The sequence below is a fragment of the Acinetobacter sp. AC1-2 genome, from assembly GCF_016124155.1.
Classification (GTDB): Bacteria; Pseudomonadota; Gammaproteobacteria; order Pseudomonadales; family Moraxellaceae; genus Acinetobacter; species Acinetobacter calcoaceticus.
Genome location: NZ_JABFFO010000001.1, coordinates 368,104 through 390,359, shown reverse-complemented (window position 1 = coordinate 390,359; position 22,256 = coordinate 368,104). Strand labels below are relative to the sequence as shown.

General features: G+C 40.2%; 20 protein-coding genes, 1 tRNA gene and 1 pseudogene. 15 read left to right on the top strand and 7 right to left on the bottom strand.

Annotated features, from left to right (window positions below; all coding sequences use genetic code 11):
- The first annotated feature begins 130 nt into the window (after positions 1–130).
- Positions 131–460: a multidrug efflux SMR transporter AbeS gene (abeS, locus tag HL290_RS01750; protein WP_003650669.1), complete on the top strand. Its 330-nt coding sequence runs from the start codon at positions 131–133 to the stop codon at positions 458–460.
- Between the two features lie 75 nt (positions 461–535).
- Here abeS and HL290_RS01745 read toward each other — a convergent pair whose 3' ends face one another.
- The 5 genes from HL290_RS01745 to HL290_RS01725 form a co-directional block, all read right to left on the bottom strand.
- Complete coding sequence (locus HL290_RS01745) at positions 536–1,312, bottom strand: ABC transporter ATP-binding protein (RefSeq protein ID WP_017387976.1); 777 nt, start codon at positions 1,310–1,312, stop codon at positions 536–538.
- A gap of 12 nt (positions 1,313–1,324) precedes the next feature.
- Positions 1,325–2,038: an ABC transporter permease gene (locus HL290_RS01740; protein ID WP_198495415.1), complete on the bottom strand. Its 714-nt coding sequence runs from the start codon at positions 2,036–2,038 to the stop codon at positions 1,325–1,327.
- On the bottom strand, positions 2,035–2,724 hold the full coding sequence (locus HL290_RS01735) for an ABC transporter permease (RefSeq protein ID WP_005039343.1): 690 nt from the start codon (positions 2,722–2,724) through the stop codon (positions 2,035–2,037). Before HL290_RS01735 ends, HL290_RS01740 begins: the two co-directional genes overlap by 4 nt.
- A gap of 91 nt (positions 2,725–2,815) precedes the next feature.
- Positions 2,816–3,601 (bottom strand): ABC transporter substrate-binding protein, encoded by a 786-nt coding sequence (locus tag HL290_RS01730; RefSeq protein ID WP_005046083.1) that lies wholly within the window; start codon positions 3,599–3,601, stop codon positions 2,816–2,818.
- A gap of 174 nt (positions 3,602–3,775) precedes the next feature.
- The gene (locus HL290_RS01725) at positions 3,776–4,804 is read right to left on the bottom strand and encodes a LysR family transcriptional regulator (protein ID WP_198495414.1); all 1,029 of its coding nucleotides are present in this window, start codon (positions 4,802–4,804) and stop codon (positions 3,776–3,778) included.
- Between the two features lie 197 nt (positions 4,805–5,001).
- Here HL290_RS01725 and HL290_RS01720 point away from each other — a divergent pair, with 197 nt between their 5' ends.
- Genes HL290_RS01720 through HL290_RS01710 form a run of 3 tightly spaced genes read left to right on the top strand, consistent with a single transcriptional unit; the run spans position 5,002 to position 10,896 of the window.
- Positions 5,002–6,222 (top strand): efflux RND transporter periplasmic adaptor subunit, encoded by a 1,221-nt coding sequence (locus HL290_RS01720; protein WP_198495413.1) that lies wholly within the window; start codon positions 5,002–5,004, stop codon positions 6,220–6,222.
- A 6-nt stretch (positions 6,223–6,228) separates the two neighbouring features.
- Positions 6,229–9,408, top strand: coding sequence for a multidrug efflux RND transporter permease subunit AdeG (gene adeG / locus HL290_RS01715; RefSeq protein ID WP_198495412.1), 3,180 nt, complete (start codon positions 6,229–6,231; stop codon positions 9,406–9,408).
- A gap of 12 nt (positions 9,409–9,420) precedes the next feature.
- Positions 9,421–10,896 carry an efflux transporter outer membrane subunit gene (locus tag HL290_RS01710; protein ID WP_198495411.1) on the top strand — a complete coding sequence of 492 codons (1,476 nt, stop codon included), beginning with the start codon at positions 9,421–9,423 and terminating at the stop codon, positions 10,894–10,896.
- Positions 10,897–10,957: 61 nt separating this feature from the next.
- Here HL290_RS01710 and glyA read toward each other — a convergent pair whose 3' ends face one another.
- Positions 10,958–12,211 (bottom strand): serine hydroxymethyltransferase, encoded by a 1,254-nt coding sequence (gene glyA / locus HL290_RS01705; protein ID WP_198495410.1) that lies wholly within the window; start codon positions 12,209–12,211, stop codon positions 10,958–10,960.
- A gap of 61 nt (positions 12,212–12,272) precedes the next feature.
- On the opposite strand from glyA, the pseudogene HL290_RS18555 reads away from it, so the two are divergent.
- Positions 12,273–12,365 (top strand): annotated as a pseudogene (locus tag HL290_RS18555) (hypothetical protein); the annotation flags it as partial.
- 92 nt (positions 12,366–12,457) lie between these two features.
- Here HL290_RS18555 and HL290_RS01700 read toward each other — a convergent pair.
- Positions 12,458–13,687 (bottom strand): alpha/beta hydrolase, encoded by a 1,230-nt coding sequence (locus tag HL290_RS01700; RefSeq protein WP_198495409.1) that lies wholly within the window; start codon positions 13,685–13,687, stop codon positions 12,458–12,460.
- A 253-nt stretch (positions 13,688–13,940) separates the two neighbouring features.
- On the opposite strand from HL290_RS01700, the gene HL290_RS01695 reads away from it, so the two are divergent.
- From HL290_RS01695 to HL290_RS01650, 10 genes are all read left to right on the top strand, one after another.
- The gene (locus HL290_RS01695; RefSeq protein WP_004643492.1) at positions 13,941–14,627 is read left to right on the top strand and encodes a 3'-5' exonuclease; all 687 of its coding nucleotides are present in this window, start codon (positions 13,941–13,943) and stop codon (positions 14,625–14,627) included.
- Positions 14,628–14,775: 148 nt separating this feature from the next.
- On the top strand, positions 14,776–15,408 hold the full coding sequence (locus HL290_RS01690; RefSeq protein ID WP_198495408.1) for a hypothetical protein: 633 nt from the start codon (positions 14,776–14,778) through the stop codon (positions 15,406–15,408).
- 101 nt (positions 15,409–15,509) lie between these two features.
- Positions 15,510–15,586 (top strand) — tRNA-Arg (locus HL290_RS01685).
- A gap of 116 nt (positions 15,587–15,702) precedes the next feature.
- Complete coding sequence (locus tag HL290_RS01680; RefSeq protein ID WP_198495407.1) at positions 15,703–16,638, top strand: ABC transporter ATP-binding protein; 936 nt, start codon at positions 15,703–15,705, stop codon at positions 16,636–16,638.
- Positions 16,635–17,408 (top strand): ABC transporter permease, encoded by a 774-nt coding sequence (locus HL290_RS01675; protein WP_016137528.1) that lies wholly within the window; start codon positions 16,635–16,637, stop codon positions 17,406–17,408. Before HL290_RS01680 ends, HL290_RS01675 begins: the two co-directional genes overlap by 4 nt.
- Complete coding sequence (queF, locus tag HL290_RS01670; RefSeq protein WP_004643495.1) at positions 17,405–18,217, top strand: NADPH-dependent 7-cyano-7-deazaguanine reductase QueF; 813 nt, start codon at positions 17,405–17,407, stop codon at positions 18,215–18,217. Before HL290_RS01675 ends, queF begins: the two co-directional genes overlap by 4 nt.
- Before the next feature lie 23 nt (positions 18,218–18,240).
- Complete coding sequence (locus HL290_RS01665; RefSeq protein WP_005039200.1) at positions 18,241–18,891, top strand: hypothetical protein; 651 nt, start codon at positions 18,241–18,243, stop codon at positions 18,889–18,891.
- 127 nt (positions 18,892–19,018) lie between these two features.
- On the top strand, positions 19,019–20,161 hold the full coding sequence (gene rodA, locus HL290_RS01660) for a rod shape-determining protein RodA (protein ID WP_198495406.1): 1,143 nt from the start codon (positions 19,019–19,021) through the stop codon (positions 20,159–20,161).
- Between the two features lie 19 nt (positions 20,162–20,180).
- Complete coding sequence (gene mltB, locus HL290_RS01655; RefSeq protein WP_092706268.1) at positions 20,181–21,182, top strand: lytic murein transglycosylase B; 1,002 nt, start codon at positions 20,181–20,183, stop codon at positions 21,180–21,182.
- A gap of 289 nt (positions 21,183–21,471) precedes the next feature.
- Positions 21,472–22,083, top strand: a complete 612-nt coding sequence (locus HL290_RS01650) for a septal ring lytic transglycosylase RlpA family protein (RefSeq protein WP_198495405.1) — start codon at positions 21,472–21,474, stop codon at positions 22,081–22,083.
- Positions 22,084–22,256 lie beyond the last annotated feature (173 nt).

The window sequence follows — 22,256 nt, the reverse complement described above, 5'->3', positions numbered from 1 at the left end:
AATCAAATGATCAGTTCAGTTTAATTTACTTGTATTTGTGTACCAAAAAAATTGAACAATCGTTAAAACTGATCTAACCATTTCAACATTTCATATAGATTGATTAAAACTCATTCTGGCGTAGCTCCCCATGTCTTATCTTTATTTAGCAATTGCGATTGCTTGTGAAGTCATTGCAACTTCAGCTTTAAAAGCATCTCAAGGTTTTACTGTTCCAATTCCTTCGATTATTACTGTTGTGGGTTATGCAATTGCTTTTTATTTATTGTCTCTGACGCTAAAAACAATTCCGATCGGAATTGCATATGCCATTTGGTCTGGTGCAGGTATTATTTTAATTTCTGCAATTGGCTGGATATTTTACAAACAGCATTTAGACTTGGCAGCCTGCATTGGTCTTACTTTAATGATCGCAGGCATTATCATTATTAATGTGTTTTCTAAAAATACTCATCTATAAAATAGAATTAAAAAAAACAACCGAGTACGGTGAGAATCTTTTATAAAAAATTTCACCATACTCGGTATGAACAGCTTATTTTAAACTGCCCGTTAGAAACTGCTTTAAGCGTTCACTTTTCGGGTTATTGAGTACTTCATCAGGATGACCCTGTTCTTCAATCTTCCCTTGATGCAAAAAAATTACTTGATTAGACACATGACGCGCAAAGCCCATTTCATGTGTCACCACAATCATGGTGCGCCCTTCTTCAGCCAAACCCTGCATTACTTTTAGTACTTCACCCACCAACTCTGGATCAAGCGCGCTGGTTGGTTCATCAAACAACATAACTTCTGGTTCCATAGCCAAAGCACGAGCAATCGCTACACGTTGCTGCTGACCACCAGATAAAAATGCAGGATATTTACTTTCAACACTTTCAGGCAAACCAACTTTGCGTAGATATTTCCGCGCACGCTCTTCTGCCTCAGCACGTTTTACCCCAAGTACATGAATCGGTCCTTCAATAACATTTTCTAGCACCGTCATGTGTGACCATAAATTAAAATGCTGAAATACCATCATGAGCTGGGTACGCATTTTTTGTAGTTGCTTTGGGTCAACCACTTTTAAATTGCCTTTTTTATCAAAGACTGTGCGTAGTTTTTCACCATTAAGTTTAATAGTGCCATTGCTTGGTTGTTCTAAAAAGTTAATACAACGTAGCAAGGTACTTTTACCTGAACCAGATGAACCGATGATACTAATGACATCACCAGCATTTGCATCAAGTGATATCCCTTTCAGTACTTCATGATCGCCAAATGTCTTATGTAAATCACGAATCACTAGTTTTGCAACTTGTTCCATTATTTATGTCTCCTAATGATTCGATGGCTTTAAAAATGCCAACCAACGTTTTTCCAACTTACGAAATAGCCAAATCAAAATAAATGCCAGCATCGCATACAACACTGCGGCAATTCCAAAAGCATTGAAGGTGTCATAGGTTGCCGCATTCACATCACGCGCAATTTTTAAAATGTCAGGAACAGTTGCTGTAAATGCAATGGTTGTCGCGTGCAACATCAAAATGACTTCATTGCTATAAAATGGTAAAGCACGGCGCAACATCGACGGAATGATAATGCGGGTATAGCGTTTCCATTTGGACATACCGAAAGCTTGTGCAGCTTCAATCTCGCCATGTGGAATAGAACGGATCGCTCCAGCAAAGATTTCAGTCGTATATGCACCAGTATTGAGCGCGAATGCCAAAATGGTGCAATTTATGCCCTCTCGAAAAAATGCATCGAGCGTCTGATGTTCATGGATGTAATCAAAGCTGTAAATGCCTGAGTAAATAATCAGCAATTGAATGTAAAGTGGTGTGCCACGAAAAACATATGTATACAACCAAACTGGACCACGCAACCAAAGATTTTCTGATACTCGTGCAAGTGATAAAGGCACAGCAAGCACAAAGCCAATACCAATTGAAAGCACCAATAACCAAGCAGTCATCGCGACACCGGTCATTTGTAGGCCATCGGTCCAAAGGTATGCCTGCCAATATTGTTGAAGGATTTCAATCATAATTGTCCCTTCCTCACACCAGCAGAATAACGACGCTCAAGCCACATTAAAATGAGGTTCGACACCGTGGTAATTGCCAAATAAATCGCGGCAGCCACGATGCTGAAAAAGAACAGTTGCATGGTACTTCTGCCCGCATCTTGCGTAATTTTTACAATATCAGTCAGGCCAATAATAGAAACCAGTGCCGTTGCCTTAATCAAAACTTGCCAGTTATTACCAATGCCTGGCAATGCAAAACGCATCATTTGAGGGAATAATACACGTCGAAAAACCTGCCAAGGGGTCATACCATAGGCCATTGCTGCTTCAATTTGACCCGTTGGAACCGATTGAAATGCACCACGAAAGGTCTCGGTAAAATATGCACCATAAATGAACGCTAAAGTAATCACACCCGCCACAAAAGGATTGATATCAATTTGATCCATTTGCAGTGATTCAGTAATTTGGTTTAGACCCAACTGCAAGCTATAAAATAACAACAGCATAATGACCAAGTCAGGCACACTACGGATGAGTGTGGTATAGGCGGTCGCAATATAGCGTAAGGCTTTAAAACTAGAGAGTTTTGAGCTCGCACCAATTAAGCCAATAATGACAGAAAGCAAAAGTGACAACAGCGCAAGCTGGAGGGTCATCCATGTCCCGCTGAGAAGGAGTGGCCCATAGCCAGATAAAAACATGACTCATCTTCTCCTTAAAAACAATATCTAATATTGATGAGATGAGAATAGATTTAAAAATGTCGGCACTAAGCCGACATTTTTCACATCATTAGTAAATGTTAAAGGAGAAATATTTTTTCTCGAGTTTCTTGTATGTACCATCCGCAATGATTGCTGCGAGTGCTTTATCAATATTCGCTTTCAAATCTGCATCTTCTTTGCGTAAACCAATCGCTGCGCCTACACCCAGTGTTTTTGCATCAACTACATTGCCACCGACAAATGCAAAGTTTTTGCCTTTTGGTTGTTTTAAGAAAGCACCATCAACCATGATCGCATCTTGTAAAGTTGCATCTAAACGACCTGACATCATGTCTTGATAAATCAAATCTTGGACTGGATAAGGTACAACGGTTACACCTTTTGTTGCCCAATAGGTTTTAGCATAAGTTTCTTGAATTGTGCCCTGTTGTACACCTACACGTTTACCTTTCAAAGAGGCAGCTGTCGGTAATAACGGCGAGCCTTTTTTTGCAACCATGCGCGTTGGCGTATTGTAGATTTTGCTACTAAACAAAATTTGTTTTGCGCGTTCATCAGTCACCGTCATTGATGAAAGAATGCCGTCAAATTTTTTCGCTTTAAGTGCTGGAATCATCCCATCAAAAGAGTTTTCAACCCAAACACATTTGGCTTTGAGTTTTGCACAAATGGCATTACCCAAATCAACATCAAAACCAGTTAACTTACCATCCGGTGTTTTATATTCAAACGGCGCATAAGAGGACTCAGTACCAAAACGAATCACCTTCCAATCCTTTGCTTGAACATTCGTCGCAACAGCAGCCAAAACTAAGGTTGTTGAAACGAACATTTTTTTCATAAAGCTTGCCATCTTGAAGCTTCTCCTTAAAATCCAAATAAGGTGATAAAAACTTGAGTATTTCTAAATTACTCTTCTGCCGAAATAATTGCAATTTCTATACCATAAGTTAAGGATTTATGAAGATGTCTAAGCAATGGATTGTACCAACTGATTAAATGTTGAAAAATCACTCAAACTGCGAGGTTAATTTTTGAGTGTATAAGCCTCTGCCATATTTTCATTTTCAACCAATGTCCGAATGGTATATTCATGGTTATGTTCTTTGGCACTGGCAAATTCACATTTCTGATCCCATACCATTGAGCAACCACTCAACAATGGACAACCTGCAAATAATTCGGCCACCCAATCAACAAATACTCGAACTTTAGGCGATAAATGACGGTTTTGTAGATAAACGACTGATATTGGCATGGGTGCTGGCAACCATTCAGTCAGCACTTCCTTGAGTGTGCCATCTTCCAGATGTTTCGCCACCATATAATATGGGCATTGAATTAAGCCAAAACCCTGTACAGCCAAATCAACATATGAATCACCATCGTTAACAGAAACGCGCCCTTTCACGCCAACGCTATGAATCTCACCATCAACCATAAAATCCCAATCGATATTACGTCCGGTACGACTATTAAAGTAATGCACGACCTGATGTTTTTGTAGATCATCAATGGTTTGCGGTTCACCATGTTCAGCCAAATAACTAGGTGCAGCAACAGTCACACACTGAATTGTTCCGATACGACGTGCAACCAAACTTGAATCTTTCAACTGACCAATACGAATGACACAGTCCACCGCATCTTGTACCAAATCGACTGGACGATCACTCATTCCAATCACCAAATCAATATCGGGATACTTGGCATGAAAATCACAAAGCATCGGAATCAGGATCAGCCGCCCAATCGAGGCTTTAACATCAATACGTAGTCGGCCTCGTGGCCCACGTTCCGAGTCATGAAAATTCGATTCGACATCTTCAACATCGGCTAAAATTCGCGAAGTACGTTCATAATAAACCGCACCATCCGGTGTCAAACTGAGTTTACGAGTGGTTCGGTTCAATAAGCGAACTTGTAAATGTTTCTCTAAACCCTGAATGGTTGTGGTCACAGAAGCACGCGGTAGGCCTAAACTGTCAGCCGCTAAACTGAAACTATTTGTTTCGACAACTTTGTTAAATACTTTCATGGCATGAAATAGATCCACACGCACACTCCTATCAATGCATTTTTTAATTCAAATACATCAATTGTTATAAAAATACGAATAGTGTTATCGAATTTAATATATTTATTCGTGATTGACAAACTTTTATGCTCCGTCCATCCCCCAAACCCTGTTTCTCCCATACGGACCATAATTAAAAGTCTGAAAACAGGTATCCAAATAAGTAGGAGCACCTCATGTCATTTTCCCGCAAACAGTTCGCACTGTCTGCCATCTTTGTTGCCCTTTTAGCAACAGGAGGCAGTTTTATATTTCTACATGAAAATGCCGATGCAAAAGCTGCACCGACCCAAGCCCAACAAGCTGCTACTGTTGATATTTCTAATGTCATCAGTAAAACCATTACCGATTGGCAAGAATATTCCGGTCGCTTAGAAGCCATTGATCAAGTTGATATTCGGCCTCAAGTTTCGGGCAAACTCATTGCCGTTCATTTTAAAGATGGGAGTCTGGTTAGAAAAGGCGAGTTACTTTTTACAATTGACCCTCGTCCATTTGAAGCAGAACTCAATCGTGCACAAGCACAACTTGCTTCAGCCGAAGCGCAAGTCACCTATACAGCAACCAATCTTTCCCGTATTCAACGTCTAATTCAAAGTAATGCTGTATCACGCCAAGAGCTTGATCTGGCAGAAAATGATGCACGCTCAGCCAGTGCCAACCTACAAGCAGCCAGAGCAGCCGTTCAATCTGCACGCTTAAATCTGGAATATACCCGTATTACTGCACCGGTTAGCGGTCGAATTTCGCGTGCCGAAGTAACCGTGGGTAATGTGGTTTCTGCGGGCAACGGAGCACAAGTTTTAACAAGTTTAGTGTCTGTATCGCGTCTCTATGCATCTTTCGATGTTGATGAACAAACTTATCTCAAATACATCAGTAATCAGCGCAATTCAGCACAGGTTCCTGTCTATATGGGACTTGCCAATGAAACTGGTTTCTCGCGTGAAGGGACTATCAACTCAATCGACAATAACCTAGATACAACCTCAGGCACGATTCGTGTTCGTGCGACTTTCGACAATCCAAACGGAGTTTTATTACCGGGTTTATATGCTCGAATTCGTCTTGGTGGCGGCCAACCACGTTCAGCCATTCTCATTAGCCCAACAGCCATTGGGGTCGATCAAGATAAGCGTTTTGTCGTTGTTGTCGATGCTAAAAATCAGACTGCTTACCGCGAAATAAAAATCGGGGTGCAACAAGATGGCTTGCAAATCGTAAATAGCGGATTACAAGCGGGCGACCGTATTGTGGTGAATGGTTTACAGCGCATTCGTCCGGGTGACCCTGTTACACCGCACCTCGTCCCTATGCCGAATGCACAAATCACTGCAAGTACTAACACACCTCAACCTCAGCCAACAGAAAAAACATCAACTCCGGCAAAAGGTTAATCACATATGAATATTTCTAAATTTTTTATTGATCGGCCGATCTTTGCTGGTGTGTTATCAGTACTGATTCTACTTGCTGGTTTACTTTCCGTATTTAAATTACCGATTTCCGAATATCCAGAAGTTGTACCGCCATCTGTGGTGGTACGTGCTCAATATCCGGGTGCAAACCCAAAAGTAATTGCTGAAACTGTTGCCTCTCCGCTTGAAGAATCAATCAACGGCGTAGAAGACATGCTGTATATGCAATCTCAAGCAAACAGCGATGGTAACTTAACCATTACAGTGAACTTCAAACTCGGTATTGACCCAGATAAAGCTCAACAATTGGTTCAAAACCGCGTGTCTCAGGCAATGCCTCGTTTACCTGAAGATGTACAGCGTTTAGGTGTCACCACCTTAAAAAGTTCTCCCACTTTAACCATGGTGGTACATCTAACCTCTCCAGATAACCGCTACGACATGACTTACTTACGTAACTACGCTGTACTGAACGTAAAAGATCGGTTAGCACGTTTACAAGGTGTAGGTGAAGTTGGTTTATTTGGTTCTGGCGACTACGCTATGCGTGTGTGGCTCGACCCACAAAAAGTAGCGCAACGTAATCTCACAGCCACTGAAATTGTGAATGCAATCCGTGAACAAAATATTCAGGTTGCGGCAGGTACAATTGGTGCGTCACCAACCAATTCACCTGTACAACTTTCAGTGAATGCTCAAGGTCGTTTAACGACTGAGCAAGAATTTGCAGACATTATTTTAAAAACTGCACCCGATGGCGCAGTCACCCGATTGGGCGATGTTGCTCGTGTTGAACTTGCAGCCTCACAATATGGCTTGCGTTCATTGCTTGATAATAAACAAGCAGTTGCCATTCCAATTTTCCAAGCTCCGGGTGCCAATGCTTTGCAAGTTTCCGATCAAGTGCGTAGCACAATGAAGGAGCTTTCAAAAGATTTCCCATCTTCAATTAAATACGACATTGTTTACGACCCAACTCAATTCGTACGCTCTAGTATTAAAGCAGTCGTTCATACCTTACTTGAAGCAATTGCACTGGTTGTTGTGGTTGTTATTTTATTCTTACAAACATGGCGTGCGTCGATTATTCCATTGCTTGCAGTACCGGTTTCTATTATTGGTACATTTGCCCTTATGCTTGCCTTTGGATATTCCATCAATGCACTTTCACTGTTCGGGATGGTACTTGCCATCGGCATTGTGGTCGATGACGCGATTGTCGTCGTCGAAAATGTCGAGAGGAATATTGAAGCAGGTTTAAGTCCAAGAGATGCAACTTATCGCGCTATGCGAGAAGTAAGTGGTCCAATTATTGCGATTGCCTTAACCCTCGTTGCAGTATTCGTACCGCTAGCCTTTATGACGGGTTTAACAGGGCAATTTTATAAACAATTTGCCATGACGATTGCCATTTCAACTGTCATTTCGGCATTTAACTCCCTTACGCTCTCTCCTGCTTTGGCAGCCATGTTACTGAAAGGGCACGATGCTAAACCTGATGCATTAACACGCATTATGAACCGCATATTTGGACGTTTCTTTGCGCTGTTTAACCGCGTATTTACACGTGCGTCAGACAACTATGGTAAAGGCGTAAGTCGTGTCATATCTCATAAAGCATCGGCAATGGGTGTCTATGCAGCACTTCTCGGCTTAACCGTTGGTATTTCTTATATTGTTCCAGGTGGCTTCGTTCCTGCCCAAGACAAACAATATTTAATTAGCTTTGCTCAATTACCAAATGGCGCTTCATTAGATCGTACCGAAGCAGTCATTCGTAAAATGAGCGATACAGCACTTAAGCAACCTGGTGTAGAAAGTGCTGTTGCGTTCCCTGGCCTATCCATTAACGGTTTTACCAACAGCTCAAGCGCCGGTATTGTCTTTGTGACGTTAAAGCCATTCGATGAACGTAAGGCCAAAGACTTATCTGCCAATGCAATTGCAGGTGCTCTAAACCAGAAATATTCAGCAATTCAAGATGCCTATATTGCAGTTTTCCCACCTCCACCAGTGATGGGCTTAGGTACGATGGGCGGCTTTAAACTCCAACTTGAAGACCGAGGTGCCTTAGGCTATTCAGCCTTGAATGATGCTGCACAAAACTTTATGAAAGCAGCACAATCAGCCCCTGAACTTGGTCCAATGTTCTCAAGTTATCAAATTAATGTACCTCAACTGAACGTAGATCTGGACCGTGTAAAAGCCAAACAGCAAGGTGTCGCTGTAACAGATGTTTTCAACACCATGCAGATTTATTTAGGCTCTCAGTACGTCAATGACTTTAACCGCTTTGGTCGTGTTTATCAGGTTCGTGCTCAAGCCGATGCTCCTTTCCGTGCGAACCCTGAAGATATTTTGCAGCTTAAAACCCGCAACAGTGCCGGACAAATGGTGCCTTTATCTTCCTTGGTGAATGTGACTCAAACCTATGGTCCTGAAATGGTGGTGCGCTATAACGGCTATACCTCAGCAGATATTAATGGCGGTCCTGCACCGGGCTATTCATCTAGCCAAGCTGAAGCTGCGGTTGAACGTATTGCTGCTCAAACCTTACCTCGCGGCATTAAGTTTGAATGGACTGATTTAACCTACCAAAAAATCTTGGCTGGTAATGCAGGACTGTGGGTTTTCCCAATTAGCGTATTACTCGTGTTCTTGGTATTGGCAGCACAATACGAAAGCTTAACTCTGCCTTTAGCTGTGATCCTCATTGTGCCAATGGGAATCTTAGCGGCTCTAACTGGTGTTTGGCTTACGGGTGGAGATAACAACATCTTTACGCAAATTGGTCTGATGGTACTGGTCGGGCTGGCCTGTAAAAATGCCATTTTAATTGTCGAATTTGCAAGGGAACTTGAAATGCAAGGTGCAACTGCATTTAATGCCGCAGTTGAAGCGAGTCGTCTGCGTTTACGCCCAATTTTAATGACATCAATTGCATTTATTATGGGTGTAGTACCACTGGTCACCTCAACAGGTGCAGGTTCTGAAATGCGTCATGCCATGGGTATTGCAGTGTTCTTCGGCATGATCGGTGTAACGTTGTTTGGTTTATTCCTCACCCCTGCCTTTTATGTCCTGATTCGTACACTGAACAGCAAACATAAACTGCATTCGGCAGCCGTTCATGAAGCGCCATTAGCTAACCCACATGATCACTAAGGAGGGCATTTGATGACATCATCAAAACAAAAATGGTTAGTGTCCTCACTCATGGGAAGCCTGCTCCTTGCAGGCTGCTCATTAGCTCCAGAATATCAACCGGCAAAGGTGATAGTTCCAGTCAAATTTAAAGAGTCTGACCCTAAATTTGAGGACAATAACTGGAAAATTGCTCAACCTGCCGATGCACAATCACGTGGCGAATGGTGGCGTGTTTTTAATGACCCACTGTTAAACGAACTAGAGCAACAAGCAATTGCTGGTAATCAAAACCTTAAAGCTGCTGCTGCCAATATTAAGGCTTCACGTGCGTTACGTTCAGCAGCGCAAGCAGAACGTTTACCAAGTATTAATGCTGGCTTTGGCCCAACTCGTCAAAAACCCTCTCCAGCTTCATTGGGTTTAGATGACAACGCGCATACATCTGCACAAACCTTATGGCGTGCTCAAGCTAGTGTTTCATATGAGCTCGATTTATTTGGCCGTATTACTAGTAATGTCAATGCAGCAACAGCTGATGTACAGCAACAAGAAGCGCTATACCAGTCGGCACTTTTAGCGTTACAAGCAGATGTTGCACAAGGCTATTTTCTAATTCGCCAGCTTGATGCTGAACAAGTAATTTATAATCGCACTATTAAGTTACTTGGTGAGACTCGAGATCTAGTTCAAACTCGTTTTCGTAATGGTTTAGTCAGCGAATTAGATGTTTCTCGCGCACAGACTGAACTGGCTACAGCCCAAACCAATGCACTAACGATTGCCCGCAATCGGGCCAGTGCAGAACATGCACTTGCTGTTTTACTTGGAAAAACGCCAGCTGACTTCAATCTAGCAGCTCAACCCTTAGCAACAAACAGCATTCGCCTTCCGGCAGGGTTACCTTCAACTTTGCTTGAAAGACGGCCTGACATTGCTGCTGCTGAACGTGCTATGGCAGCAGATAATGCGCGTATTGGAATTGCGCGTGCTGCTTTCTTCCCAAAACTAGACCTGACAGGTGCGCTCGGTTATGAATCATCAACTTTAGGTGATTTAGGTAAATGGTCGAGCCGCACATTCTTGCTTGGGCCAGTCGCAGGCACTATTTTATCTTTACCCTTGTTTGATGGTGGGCAACGTAAAGCTGGAGTTGCTCAAGCACGAGCCGCCTATGAAGAAAGCGTCGCAAACTATCGCCAAACAGTGCTGAATGCATTCCGTGAAGTTGAAAATGGTTTATCTGATCAAAGAATTCTCGATCAGCAAATACAAGCTCAAAACCAAGCACTCTCTTCTTCTCGTCACGCAAATCAGCTTTCTCATCTACGTTATCGAGAAGGTGCTATTAGCTATCTTGATGTAATTGACTCTGACCGTACTATTTTGCAACAAGAGCAACTTTCTGCTCAGCTTAACGGCAGCAGAATGATGGCTAGTGTAGATTTAATTCGGGCATTAGGTGGTGGATGGCATGATGCAGATTCATCGGTAAAAACTAAAAGTTAATTCTTACGTAATTAACTAGATATAAAAAAAGCGCCCTATGGCGCTTTTTTATATCTACAACTTATTGTGCGTATACAGGGAATTTTGCACAAACAGTTTCAACTTTCGCTTTTACGTCAGCAATAACTTTTTCGTCACCTTTGCTGTCAATCACATCAGCGATCCAACCAGCAAGTTCACGTACTTCAGCTTCACCGAAACCACGAGTTGTTACTGCTGGAGTACCGATACGGATACCAGAAGTCACAAATGGAGAGCGTGGATCATTTGGAACTGAGTTTTTGTTAACAGTAATGTGAGCAGCACCTAACCAAGCATCTGCCTCTTTACCAGTTACGTCTTGTTTAATTAAAGATAACAAGAATAAGTGGTTGTCAGTACCGCCAGAAACAACGTCATAACCACGAGCGATTAATACTTCAGCCATAGCTTGAGCATTTTTCACAACTTGTTGTTGGTAAGCTTTGAAGTCATCAGACATTGCTTCTTTGAAGCAGATTGCTTTAGCAGCAATCGCATGCATCAATGGACCACCTTGGTTACCAGGGAATACAGCTGATTGAAGTTTTTTCTCGATTTCTTCATTCGCTTTCGCAAGGATTAAACCTGAACGTGGACCACGAAGTGTTTTGTGAGTCGTAGTTGTTGTTACGTCAGCAATTTGAACTGGGTTTGGATATACACCCGCAGCAACTAAACCTGCAACGTGAGCCATATCAACAAAAAGGTAAGCGCCAACTTTGTCCGCGATGTCACGGAAACGTTGCCAATCTACAACACGGCTGTAAGCAGAGAAACCAGCAACGATCATACGTGGCTTGTGCTCTAATGCTAAACGTTCAACTTCTTCGTAATCGATCTCGCCAGTTTCAGAGTTTAGACCATACTGAATCGCGTTATAAGTTTTACCAGAGAAGCTTACTTTTGCACCGTGAGTCAAGTGACCACCGTGAGCCAAGCTCATACCTAAAACAGTATCGCCTGGGTTAAGAAGCGCTAGATAAACAGCAGAGTTAGCTTGTGAGCCAGCGTGTGGTTGAACGTTTGCGTAATCTGCACCAAAAAGTTCTTTAGCACGATCAATCGCCATTTGCTCAATGATATCCACATATTCGCAACCGCCATAATAGCGTTTACCTGGATAACCTTCTGCATATTTATTCGTAAGTTTTGATCCTTGCGCTTCCATCACAGCAGGAGAGCAATAGTTTTCAGAAGCAATTAACTCGATATGTGCTTCTTGACGCTCACCTTCAGAAGCAATTGCTTGAGCTAATTCTGGATCAAATTCAGAAATGGAAATATTGGCAAACATTAGCGGGGGTCCTATAAAATTAGGGCTTTTAAGCCGTGCTAAGATTGCGACATATTGTAGCATGAACTTTATAATTAAACAGAATGAAGTTAGCTCAGTTTTAAATAAAAATGGCTCAAGTTTTATAAAAAATGAGCCATTGTTTATAAATCAATAAAAAAGCTGGTTTAAAGCTTATATTTTAAATTTTTTCATCGTTAACCCTAGATTAAAATAATGTTAAAAATACTTTAAATATCAATAACTCTATTGAGCTGTTAGCAAAGTCTGAACATTTCCAACAATGTTGTCTACATTACTAGTCATCGCTGTATTATGGTCCCAGTTACCAGTCACATAACTATTAATTTTAGTGCCTACGGTAGTAGCATTAAATATCAATAGATCAGTTGCTAATTTAGGAACTGTTGTATCTGCTAGCCCCTGATAAATGATGATTGGTGTAGATACTTTTGCTTGTAGCGGCTGCGAATCTTTATCTAAGAATGTTTTAACCAATGGTACTGCCATAAAGTTAGGTTGTGTACGTGTGTAACCATCAAGTGTCCCACCATTAGCTTTTTTATAATCATCCATAGCTTTTATAAAAGCATCCTCCAAAGGCCCAGCACAAATTGTTTCTGCTTGTGCGGCAGTACCTGAGATTTGTGAAGTAAATACTTGTCCATAATCAAAGCTCGGTTGTGTGTTGCGAATACCAGCTGCAACCAGAGCTGTATATGTATCAAGCTGTGCATAGGTTCCAATTTTAATGTCTATCGGTGCATTCGCAACTTGTGCCTCTCCAGCTACTAAAATATTCCCTAAATTAGAAGCAGGTGCTACCGCTACCGTACCTTTATAGTCTAGCTGCGCACGACTCGCATATTGTGCAGCACCTAACGCAGCATTCCCCCCTTGGGAATGTCCGACTGTAAGCCATTTTTTTGAAGTTAATAAATTACGCTGTAATAAATAATTACGTGTTGCAACTACAGCATCCGTAATTGAGAAAGCCTCACTTTTAACATTTAAAAATGGATGTATGCCTGGAGTACCTAAACCTTCATAGTCAGGTGCGACAACAACATAACCAGCTGCAAGTAACTTACTAATTAAATCTTTTGTACTGTCTGTTAAAGCTGCCTTACTTGGCGCACAGGCATCTGCCACACCCGTAGTGCCATGTGCCCAAACCACAATTGGCCAACCGCCTGCTGGTAGTGGTGTATTTGGTGTGAATACCAAACTGGTTGCCTGCACCTCTTGCCCACTTTGGCCCAACATTTTATAAGTCAAAATACTACTTTCTGCAGCAACTGATCCTAAGTTAGTACTGGTGTAAGCATCAACTTTAACAACTGGATTTTGTATGTTGTTGGCAGGAGTACCTGATGGATCCACAACGACTGAGTCATCGTCACTACTCCCTCCTCCACAGGCGACTAAAAATAAACTCGTACTAAGAACGCTCGTCATTAATAGTTTCATTTTCATTGGTATATCTTCCCTTAAATTCCATTTTTGTTGTGCTTTAGTTTTTTTAATCAACATTTTCTAATGTCTTAAAAACAATTACGCCTAATCTTTATTTTTCGCAAGTTCTATTTGATGAAACGAATCTCTGAAATACTCTCATTTTTTAATAGAAATTGTCGTTATAACTACTTTCTAGTTGCACTTCATGTTTTAAAGTGAATAGCCAACTGTTACCATTCATAGCTACTCGTGATTTTTTAAAGGGCCAAATATGCAAGCCATTATTTTAGATACAGAAACACACACACTAAATGGTTTGCCTATTGAAATTGCGTATGCCCCGATCGAACTTAATGAAGGCAAACTCACCTTAGATAAAAGCAAATTGTTTGATCAGTTATATCAAGTGGGTGCACCTATCTCTTATGCTGCGATGGCAGTACACCACATATTAGAAACAGATTTAGAAAACCAGCCTCACTATAAAACCTTTAAATTGCCCGAGACTACAACTTATATTATTGGTCACAATATTGATTACGATATTGCCGCGATTGCTCGCTGTGGTGTTGATGTATCGAATATTAAACCGATTTGTACTTTGGCTTTAGCTCGTAAAGTTTGGGCAGATGCAGAGGCTCATAATATCTCAGCACTGATCTATATGATTTCTCAAGGCAGCAGTAAAGCTAGGGAAATGCTCAAAGGTGCACACCGTGCCGATGCAGATATTATTTTGACTGCTAATATTTTGATGCATATTGTCTATCATTTAAATATTCAAGATATTGAAGAGCTCTACCGAGTTTCTGAAGAAGCACGTATCCCCACTACTGTTAACTTTGGTAAGCATAAAGGCACAGCAATTGCTGAACTTCCTAAAGACTATATTCAATGGCTATTACGCCAAGATGAGCTTGATGTCTATCTTCGCAAAGCATTAGAAAGTGCCTTTTAAGATTTTAACCAAATGATATTTATGGATTATTCATCATATTGTCATTTTTAAGTTTTATTGTTAACCCCATTTATATTTTATTAAAAACAGTACTGTTCGACTCAGAAGATTGGACAGTCTGATTTATTTTTTATATTGGGGAAAAGTAATGGCTGGTTTTTATAGAACCAATTTGGGAAGAGTTGCGCTTCAACAACGCAATATTGTTTTAAATGCAAAACAAAGACGTTTATTACTGTTAATAGACCATGAAGATTTTCAGAACTTAAATGGTGAATTTAAAAAACGTATTGCTTCTCCAGAGCTGATTCAACAGCTTATCGACTTAGAACTTATTGCCCCAATTGCCTCTACCAATACATCTACTAATGAAGAAATTATTCTAAAAACATCAGCCATAAATAAAGTAGAAGAAAATCAAAAAGAATCTGTTGATAGCTCTATACCGCATTCTCCGCATCTTGTTGGAGAAATCCAGCTTTCCGAGCAAAAAACTTTAGATCAGTCCAGTACTACATATTTTCAACCAGTAATATCTTCTGAAGCTCTTTCTTTCGAAGAAATACAACAGTTAATGATAAAAACACTTAGCAGTTATTGTGGACTGATGACTAAACCACTTGTTCAAAAAATAGAAAAAACTGCAACAATACAAGAGCTTAAATTATATCAGGTACAATGGATTACAAGTTTGCAAGAATCACGCATTCCCCCTCAAGAACTTGCAAGAGCTTTACGTACAATTAACTATTCAATTCAGCTTCTTTCACAAAGCATATAAAATATTGAACAACTTGCTGTTTAATTAAGCATTAAAATCACTTGGCACGTATTTCGTGCTTTACCTGCAAGTGTTTTTTTCCTATGATGTGCCCCACACATGCGCTCGTAGCTCAGTTGGATAGAGTACAGGTTTCCGAAACCTGGGGTCGTGGGTTCGATCCCCGCCGGGCGCACCAGCTTTTATATAATAATTTTTCAATTTATCTTAATTTTATAAAATTCCGACTATTTTACTTGGTTTATTAATCATTATCGCTCAAAATATACCCCTCTTTCATAATGTGAGAATTTCATGACTGATGCTTTGGTTTTAAGAGATTTGTCCAAAACATATCGTAATGGTTTTCAGGCGTTAAAAGGTATTAACCTCACTGTGCCTGAAGGTGAATTTTATGCGTTGTTAGGCCCAAATGGTGCCGGCAAATCAACAACCATTGGTATTATCAGCTCCCTCACGAAAAAAACCGCAGGAACAGTTGAGATTTTTGGGCACAATCTTGATACCCATCCATCTCTGGCAAAACAGCAGCTTGGTGTCGTTCCTCAAGAATTCAACTTCGGGCAGTTTGAAAAAACATTCGATATTTTAGTCACTCAAGCTGGCTATTACGGCATCCATAAAAAGATTGCAGAAAAACGTGCCGAACATTATTTAGAAAAACTCGGTCTGTGGGAAAAACGCAATATACAAGCACGTATGTTGTCTGGCGGTATGAAGCGTCGTCTGATGATTGCCCGTGCCATGATGCATGAGCCTAAACTTCTTATTCTAGATGAACCTACTGCGGGTGTAGATATTGAATTACGCCGTTCTATGTGGGACTTTCTGACTGAAATGAACGAAAGCGGTACTTCTATTATTTTAACGACCCACTATTTAGAAGAAGCAGAAATGTTGTGTCGTCGTATTGCGATTATTGACCGCGGTGTAATTAAAGAAGATACCAGCATGAAGAGCTTCCTTAATCAGCTCAATGAAGAATCATTTATCTTCGATTTAGCTGAGCCGATTGGACCGCTCCAGTTAAACATTATTGGTGTCAAGTTCAACTTAATTGATAGTAATACTTTAGAAGTAACGATGGATAGAGCGCATACATTGAATGACCTATTCCAGTTATTAGAATCTCAAGGTATTCGTGTTCACAGCATGCGTAATAAATCGAACCGTTTAGAAGAGTTATTTGTCAAAATGGTCGAGAAAAATCTTGAAGGAGAGGCAAAATGAATTTTAGCCAACTGCAAATTGCTCTCTGGACCATCGTTCGTAAAGAAGTACGCCGTTTTCTACGCATTTGGCCACAAACCTTATTACCACCAGCAATTACAATGAGTTTGTACTTTGTCATTTTTGGTAATTTGGTGGGTTCACGCATTGGACAAATGGGTGGCGTGAGCTATATGCAATTTATTGTGCCTGGCTTAATTATGATGGCGGTCATTACTAATAGTTATGCCAACGTGTCTTCCAGTTTCTTTAGCGTAAAATTCCAAAAAAGCATTGAAGAACTCATCATGAGTCCTGTGCCACTACATATTATTTTGTGGGGCTATGTGATTGGTGGTATTTGCCGTGGTGTATTAGTTGGCACAATTGTAACTGCAATGAGCATGTTCTTTACTGACCTTTTCATACACAACTGGTTCGTAACTATATATACAGTCTTAATTACTTCGGTTCTTTTCTCATTAGGTGGTTTTATTAATGCAGTCTATGCAAAATCATTTGATGATATTTCTATTATTCCAACCTTTGTTCTTACACCCTTAACTTATTTAGGTGGTGTGTTTTATGCCATTAGTTCCCTTGGTCCTTTTTGGCAAAAACTTTCTTTAATTAACCCTATTGTTTATATGGTTAATGCTTTCCGTTTCGGCATTTTAGGTCATAGCGATGTGAATGTTTCATTCTCTTTAATCATTGTGACATCATGCTGTGTTGTACTTTACGGAATTGCTTACTATTTACTTGCTCGTGGTTCAGGAATGCGTGAATGAGTGTCGAACAGTCTTTGTTGGGTAAAGAAACCCAATATCCAACTAATTATCAACCTGATGTTTTATTTCCAATTGCTCGTGCTCAGTCTCGTGAAGCCTACTCGCATATTGAAGGCATCACACAAGGTAAAGATTGGTGGCATGTTTTTGAAATTTCATGGTTAAACGCTCATGCTATTCCGCAAGTTGCTATTGGCAGAATTACACTGCCTGCATCTTCACCGAATTTGATTGAATCTAAGTCATTAAAACTTTACTTCAATAGTCTTAACTTCACTCAGTTTGAGTCTAAACAATCATTTATTGAAACTGTTGAAAAAGATCTCTCTGCTGCGGCTGGTGCAAAAGTTGAGTTAACCCTATTTCAAGTAGATGATTTAGAGATTTCTAAGCCTCAAGGTATTTGTGTTGATGACCTCACTCCAGAGCGTTTAGAGCAGCATCCTGATGCCACTCTTTTAAAACTCGATGATTCTGGTGAAGAAGTCGAAGTTGAATTGTATTCTCATCTTTTAAGAAGTAACTGCCCAGTCACCGGACAACCGGATTGGGGTACAGTTTTTATTCGTTTTAAAGGCAAAAAACCTTGTTATCGTAGTGTTTTAGCTTATATTATCTCGTACCGTCAGCATAACGGCTTTCACGAACAGTGTGTTGAGCAGATCTTTGCTGATATTTGGCAAAATCTACAGCCTGAAAAGCTGATGGTTTATGCAACTTATACTCGTCGCGGCGGACTTGATATTAACCCTTGCCGAGTATCGGATCTTTCATGGATGCCAAAACCGATTCGATTGGCACGACAATAAAACGAATAATTTGAGGATATACCATGCCGTTTTTTGGTTTTACCCCTTCTGAAGGCTTATTGAACGATATGCAGACTGGAATTGCGAATAAAAATTCTAGTGAACCTTTATATCCACTTCGCGATAAGATTGCTTTACAACTTAATGAAGAAATTATTGATAATGTCTTGATTCAGTTAGTTCAGCATTTTCCTGCAAGTGAAAAGCGCGATACTGCCGAAAAACTAGCAGGTTATGTCAAATCAACCGTTGCTGTCCTTTTAAAGCAACTGTTAAGCAAAGCACCTAACGATGTAGTTAAACAATCAGTTGAGTTCTCTGAAAAAAGCTTATTTAAAGACCCACAAGGTCAATACAAAGTAGGCGTAAATTTAGATGCAGGTTTAGTGACTAACCTTAAGCATAACTTTACTGAGCTTGAAGCAGGAAATGACATTAATAAAGCTGCTTTAGCTGAGTTATATAAACAGTTCGGCGATACGATGATCAAACACTTCATGTCTGATTTTAATAAAACATTAGACCTCGGTATGATCAAACGTAAAGCAGCAGATATTGGTGCAGCAGCCGTAACAAAAGCTGTTCACATTGCAATCGACAAACTGATTCCAAGCTTAAATCGCACTGAACTTAAAGCGATGGCTGAATATCATGATGGTTTATTCTTTAACTAATAAAAAATAGACTATCGGAAACCTAGCGAGAGCTAGGTTTTTTTATTGCAAAATATTGATATACATTGCCATTCACCACGTTTATGTTAGCATGCGCCAAGCACTGATTGACCTTAGTTAACACCGCATGTCTCCTAGCCCACAATATAAATTTTTACGCCAAGCTCCTCGAGATGGTCTTAGCACCGCTATGCAACCGTCAAAGTGGCAACAGCTCCATGTTGACCCTTGGTTATGCCTATTTCTGCTCTTAAATGCTTTATTAGGTTTAACCGTACTATATAGTGCTTCTGCACAGGATGTGGGGTTAGTAAGTAAACAAGCCATGAGTTTTGGTATTGGCTTTATAGTTATGTTTGGTCTAGCCCAAATTCCGCCCAAGGTCTATCAAGCTTTTTCTCCATATTTTTATTTGTTTGGCTTATTTTCACTTGTGGCAGTCATGGTGTTTGGCGAAGTCCGAATGGGTGCTCAGCGCTGGATTGATATTCCCGGTTTCGGAAGTGTCCAACCCAGTGAGTTCATGAAAATCGGCATGCCCATGATGGTTGCATGGTTTTTAGCACGTAAACCCCTTCCCCCTAGCTTTTCACAAGTTATTTTATCCTTAATGTTAATTGGTATTCCTTTTTTACTAATTGCAGAACAACCCGATTTAGGGACATCAGTGTTAGTGCTAGCAAGTGGCATATTTGTTTTATTTTTAAGTGGACTATCATGGCGTATGATCGGTGCCGCAGGAGCGTGCGCTGCGGTCATCATTCCGATTGCGTGGGAATTTCTTTTACACGACTATCAACGTCAAAGGGTTTTAACGTTGCTTGACCCAGAGGCGGATGCACTCGGTACAGGTTGGAATATTATTCAATCTAAAACTGCGATTGGTTCTGGTGGTTTTTCAGGTAAAGGATTTCTTGAAGGTACCCAATCACATTTGCACTTTTTACCCGAAGGTCATACCGACTTTATTATTGCCGCGTATTCCGAAGAATTTGGGCTCATCGGTGTACTTATTTTAGTTATTCTTTATTTTGCTATTATTTTTAGAACATTCCAAATCGGCTTACAAAGCTTCCATAACTATGGACGTTTAGTTGCTGGCGCCTTTGGTTTGTCTTTTTTTGTTTATGTATTTGTAAATGCGGGAATGGTCAGTGGTATTTTACCTGTAGTAGGTGTTCCTTTACCTTTTATGAGTTATGGTGGAACAGCTATTATTACTTTAATGGCCACCTTTGGTTTAGTCATGTCCATTCATACACATCGATAATCTGGAATTTTAAAACGATATGTTGTCTCAACACTTAAATAAAACTTTAAAAATGCTTGCTTTGTGTACTGGTTTAATCAGTACAAGTCACTTCGCTCAGGCCAACGATTTTGCAACACATCCTGATTATGTAAATTTTAAACAAAAAACGATGAGCGCTTATGGGTTAAGTGGCGATCAAGTTGATGCAGCCATGAGTGGTGCAAAAAATTTACCAAACATTCTAAATATTATGACTCGTCCAGGGGAAAGCAAACCTTGGTATGACTATCGTTCTATGTTTTTGGTTGAAGGGACAATTCAACGTGGCGTCCGTTTCAAAAACCAATATGCAGATGCTTTAAATCGTGCTGAACAACAATATGGTGTATCTCAAGCTGTCATTTTGGGCATTTTGGGTGTTGAGACAGGTTATGGTGCTAATAAAGGTTCTTTTATTACACGTGATGCCTTAGCCACACTTGCTTTTGGCTACCCTCGCCGTGCTGAATATTTTGGCGATGAGTTAGCAGCTCTTATTGCATGGACTTATAAAGAAGGTTACCCAACAAATAGTATTGTAGGTTCCTACGCAGGTGCAATTGGCTATCCACAATTTATGCCGAGCAATATTAGTAAATATGGTGTCGATTATGACGGTAATGGACATATCGATTTAAGAAACTCTGCAGAAGATGCAATCGGTTCAATCGCAAACTACTTAGCAAAACAAGGATGGCAACGCGATCAACCTATCGGGTTTATGGCGCGTTACACGGGGTCAAATCCGGAAAGTATTATTGCTAAAGATTTAACTCAGCCTTTTCCATATGGTGCATTAAAGACACTAGGTATCTCACCATTAAATCCTTTAGTTAAAATTGATGATCTAGATATGGTGAATGTTATTCAATTACAAGACTATAATGGTCCGATTTACTATTTAACTTACCCGAATTTTCAAGTGATTACGACCTATAATAAGAGCCGTATGTATGCGACTGCTGTATGGTTATTAGGCACTGAAGTGGCTAGCCGATAGGCTAGCTTTTTTATGAGCTATGTAAAAGTCAATAAATATTTTTATTAAATAGATCACAATACGCACAAATTTAATATTTTGTTACAATTTTGATTATTTTTTAACCCAGAACTGTAAGTTTTTGCCCTTTTTGTAACGATTTCTCGTTAAAGACTAGACACTCTCCGTAAGCGATGAATATTATCCACCCCAATGTAGCAATTGCAAAAGTGAATAATCAGACATGTTCACTTTAAATTTCAGTCAATCGCTGAAAGAAAAAAGTACATGTTCTCAGGAGTTTATACAAATGCAGTTATCGCTGAAATACGTTCTTGCACTGACGGCTAGTTTAAGCATAGCCCCATTGCACGCTGAAATGGTGCAATCTTCATCATTAAATAATGATGTAGATGGCTCTAATTTAGCAGCTCGTGTATTGAGTAAAGATACTCAAAATTTTAATTCTCGTTTTTCTAACATTAACAGTCTTTCAATCACTGAACGTTCTGGCGACCAAATTCGTCGTCAAGCTATCGCAGCAAAAATTGAAATCCCTGAAGATGAGCCTTCAGTGATTGAAAAACTTAACACAGTAGCTTCAAACACTGTTCGTAAGTTTAGCCAAACTGGCATGGCTTCATGGTATGGTCGTCAATTCCATGGTCGTAAAACAGCAAATGGTGAAACATTCGATATGAATGCTCTCACTGCTGCTCACCGTAGCCTACCATTGAACTGTTACATCCGAGTAACCAACAAAGACAATGGTAAAAGCGTGGTTGTAAAAGTAAATGACCGTGGTCCTTTCCATGGCAATCGTGTACTTGACCTATCATACGGTGCAGCTAAACGTCTTGGCATTACCAATGCTGGAACTGCAAAAGTAAATATTGAACGTGTTGATGGTCCAACTTCATAAGTTATAGCCTCTAGAGTTCATGTAAAAAGCCGCAATTTTTTCTGCGGCTTTTTTATGTTTTAAACTATAAAAATAATTTCTAACTTAGGTTTAAAAAATTATCTTTTTTAGCCCTTCTCCACCCTTAAATTTGAATATTTTTTACACAAAAAAGTATACTTATCTTACCCAAG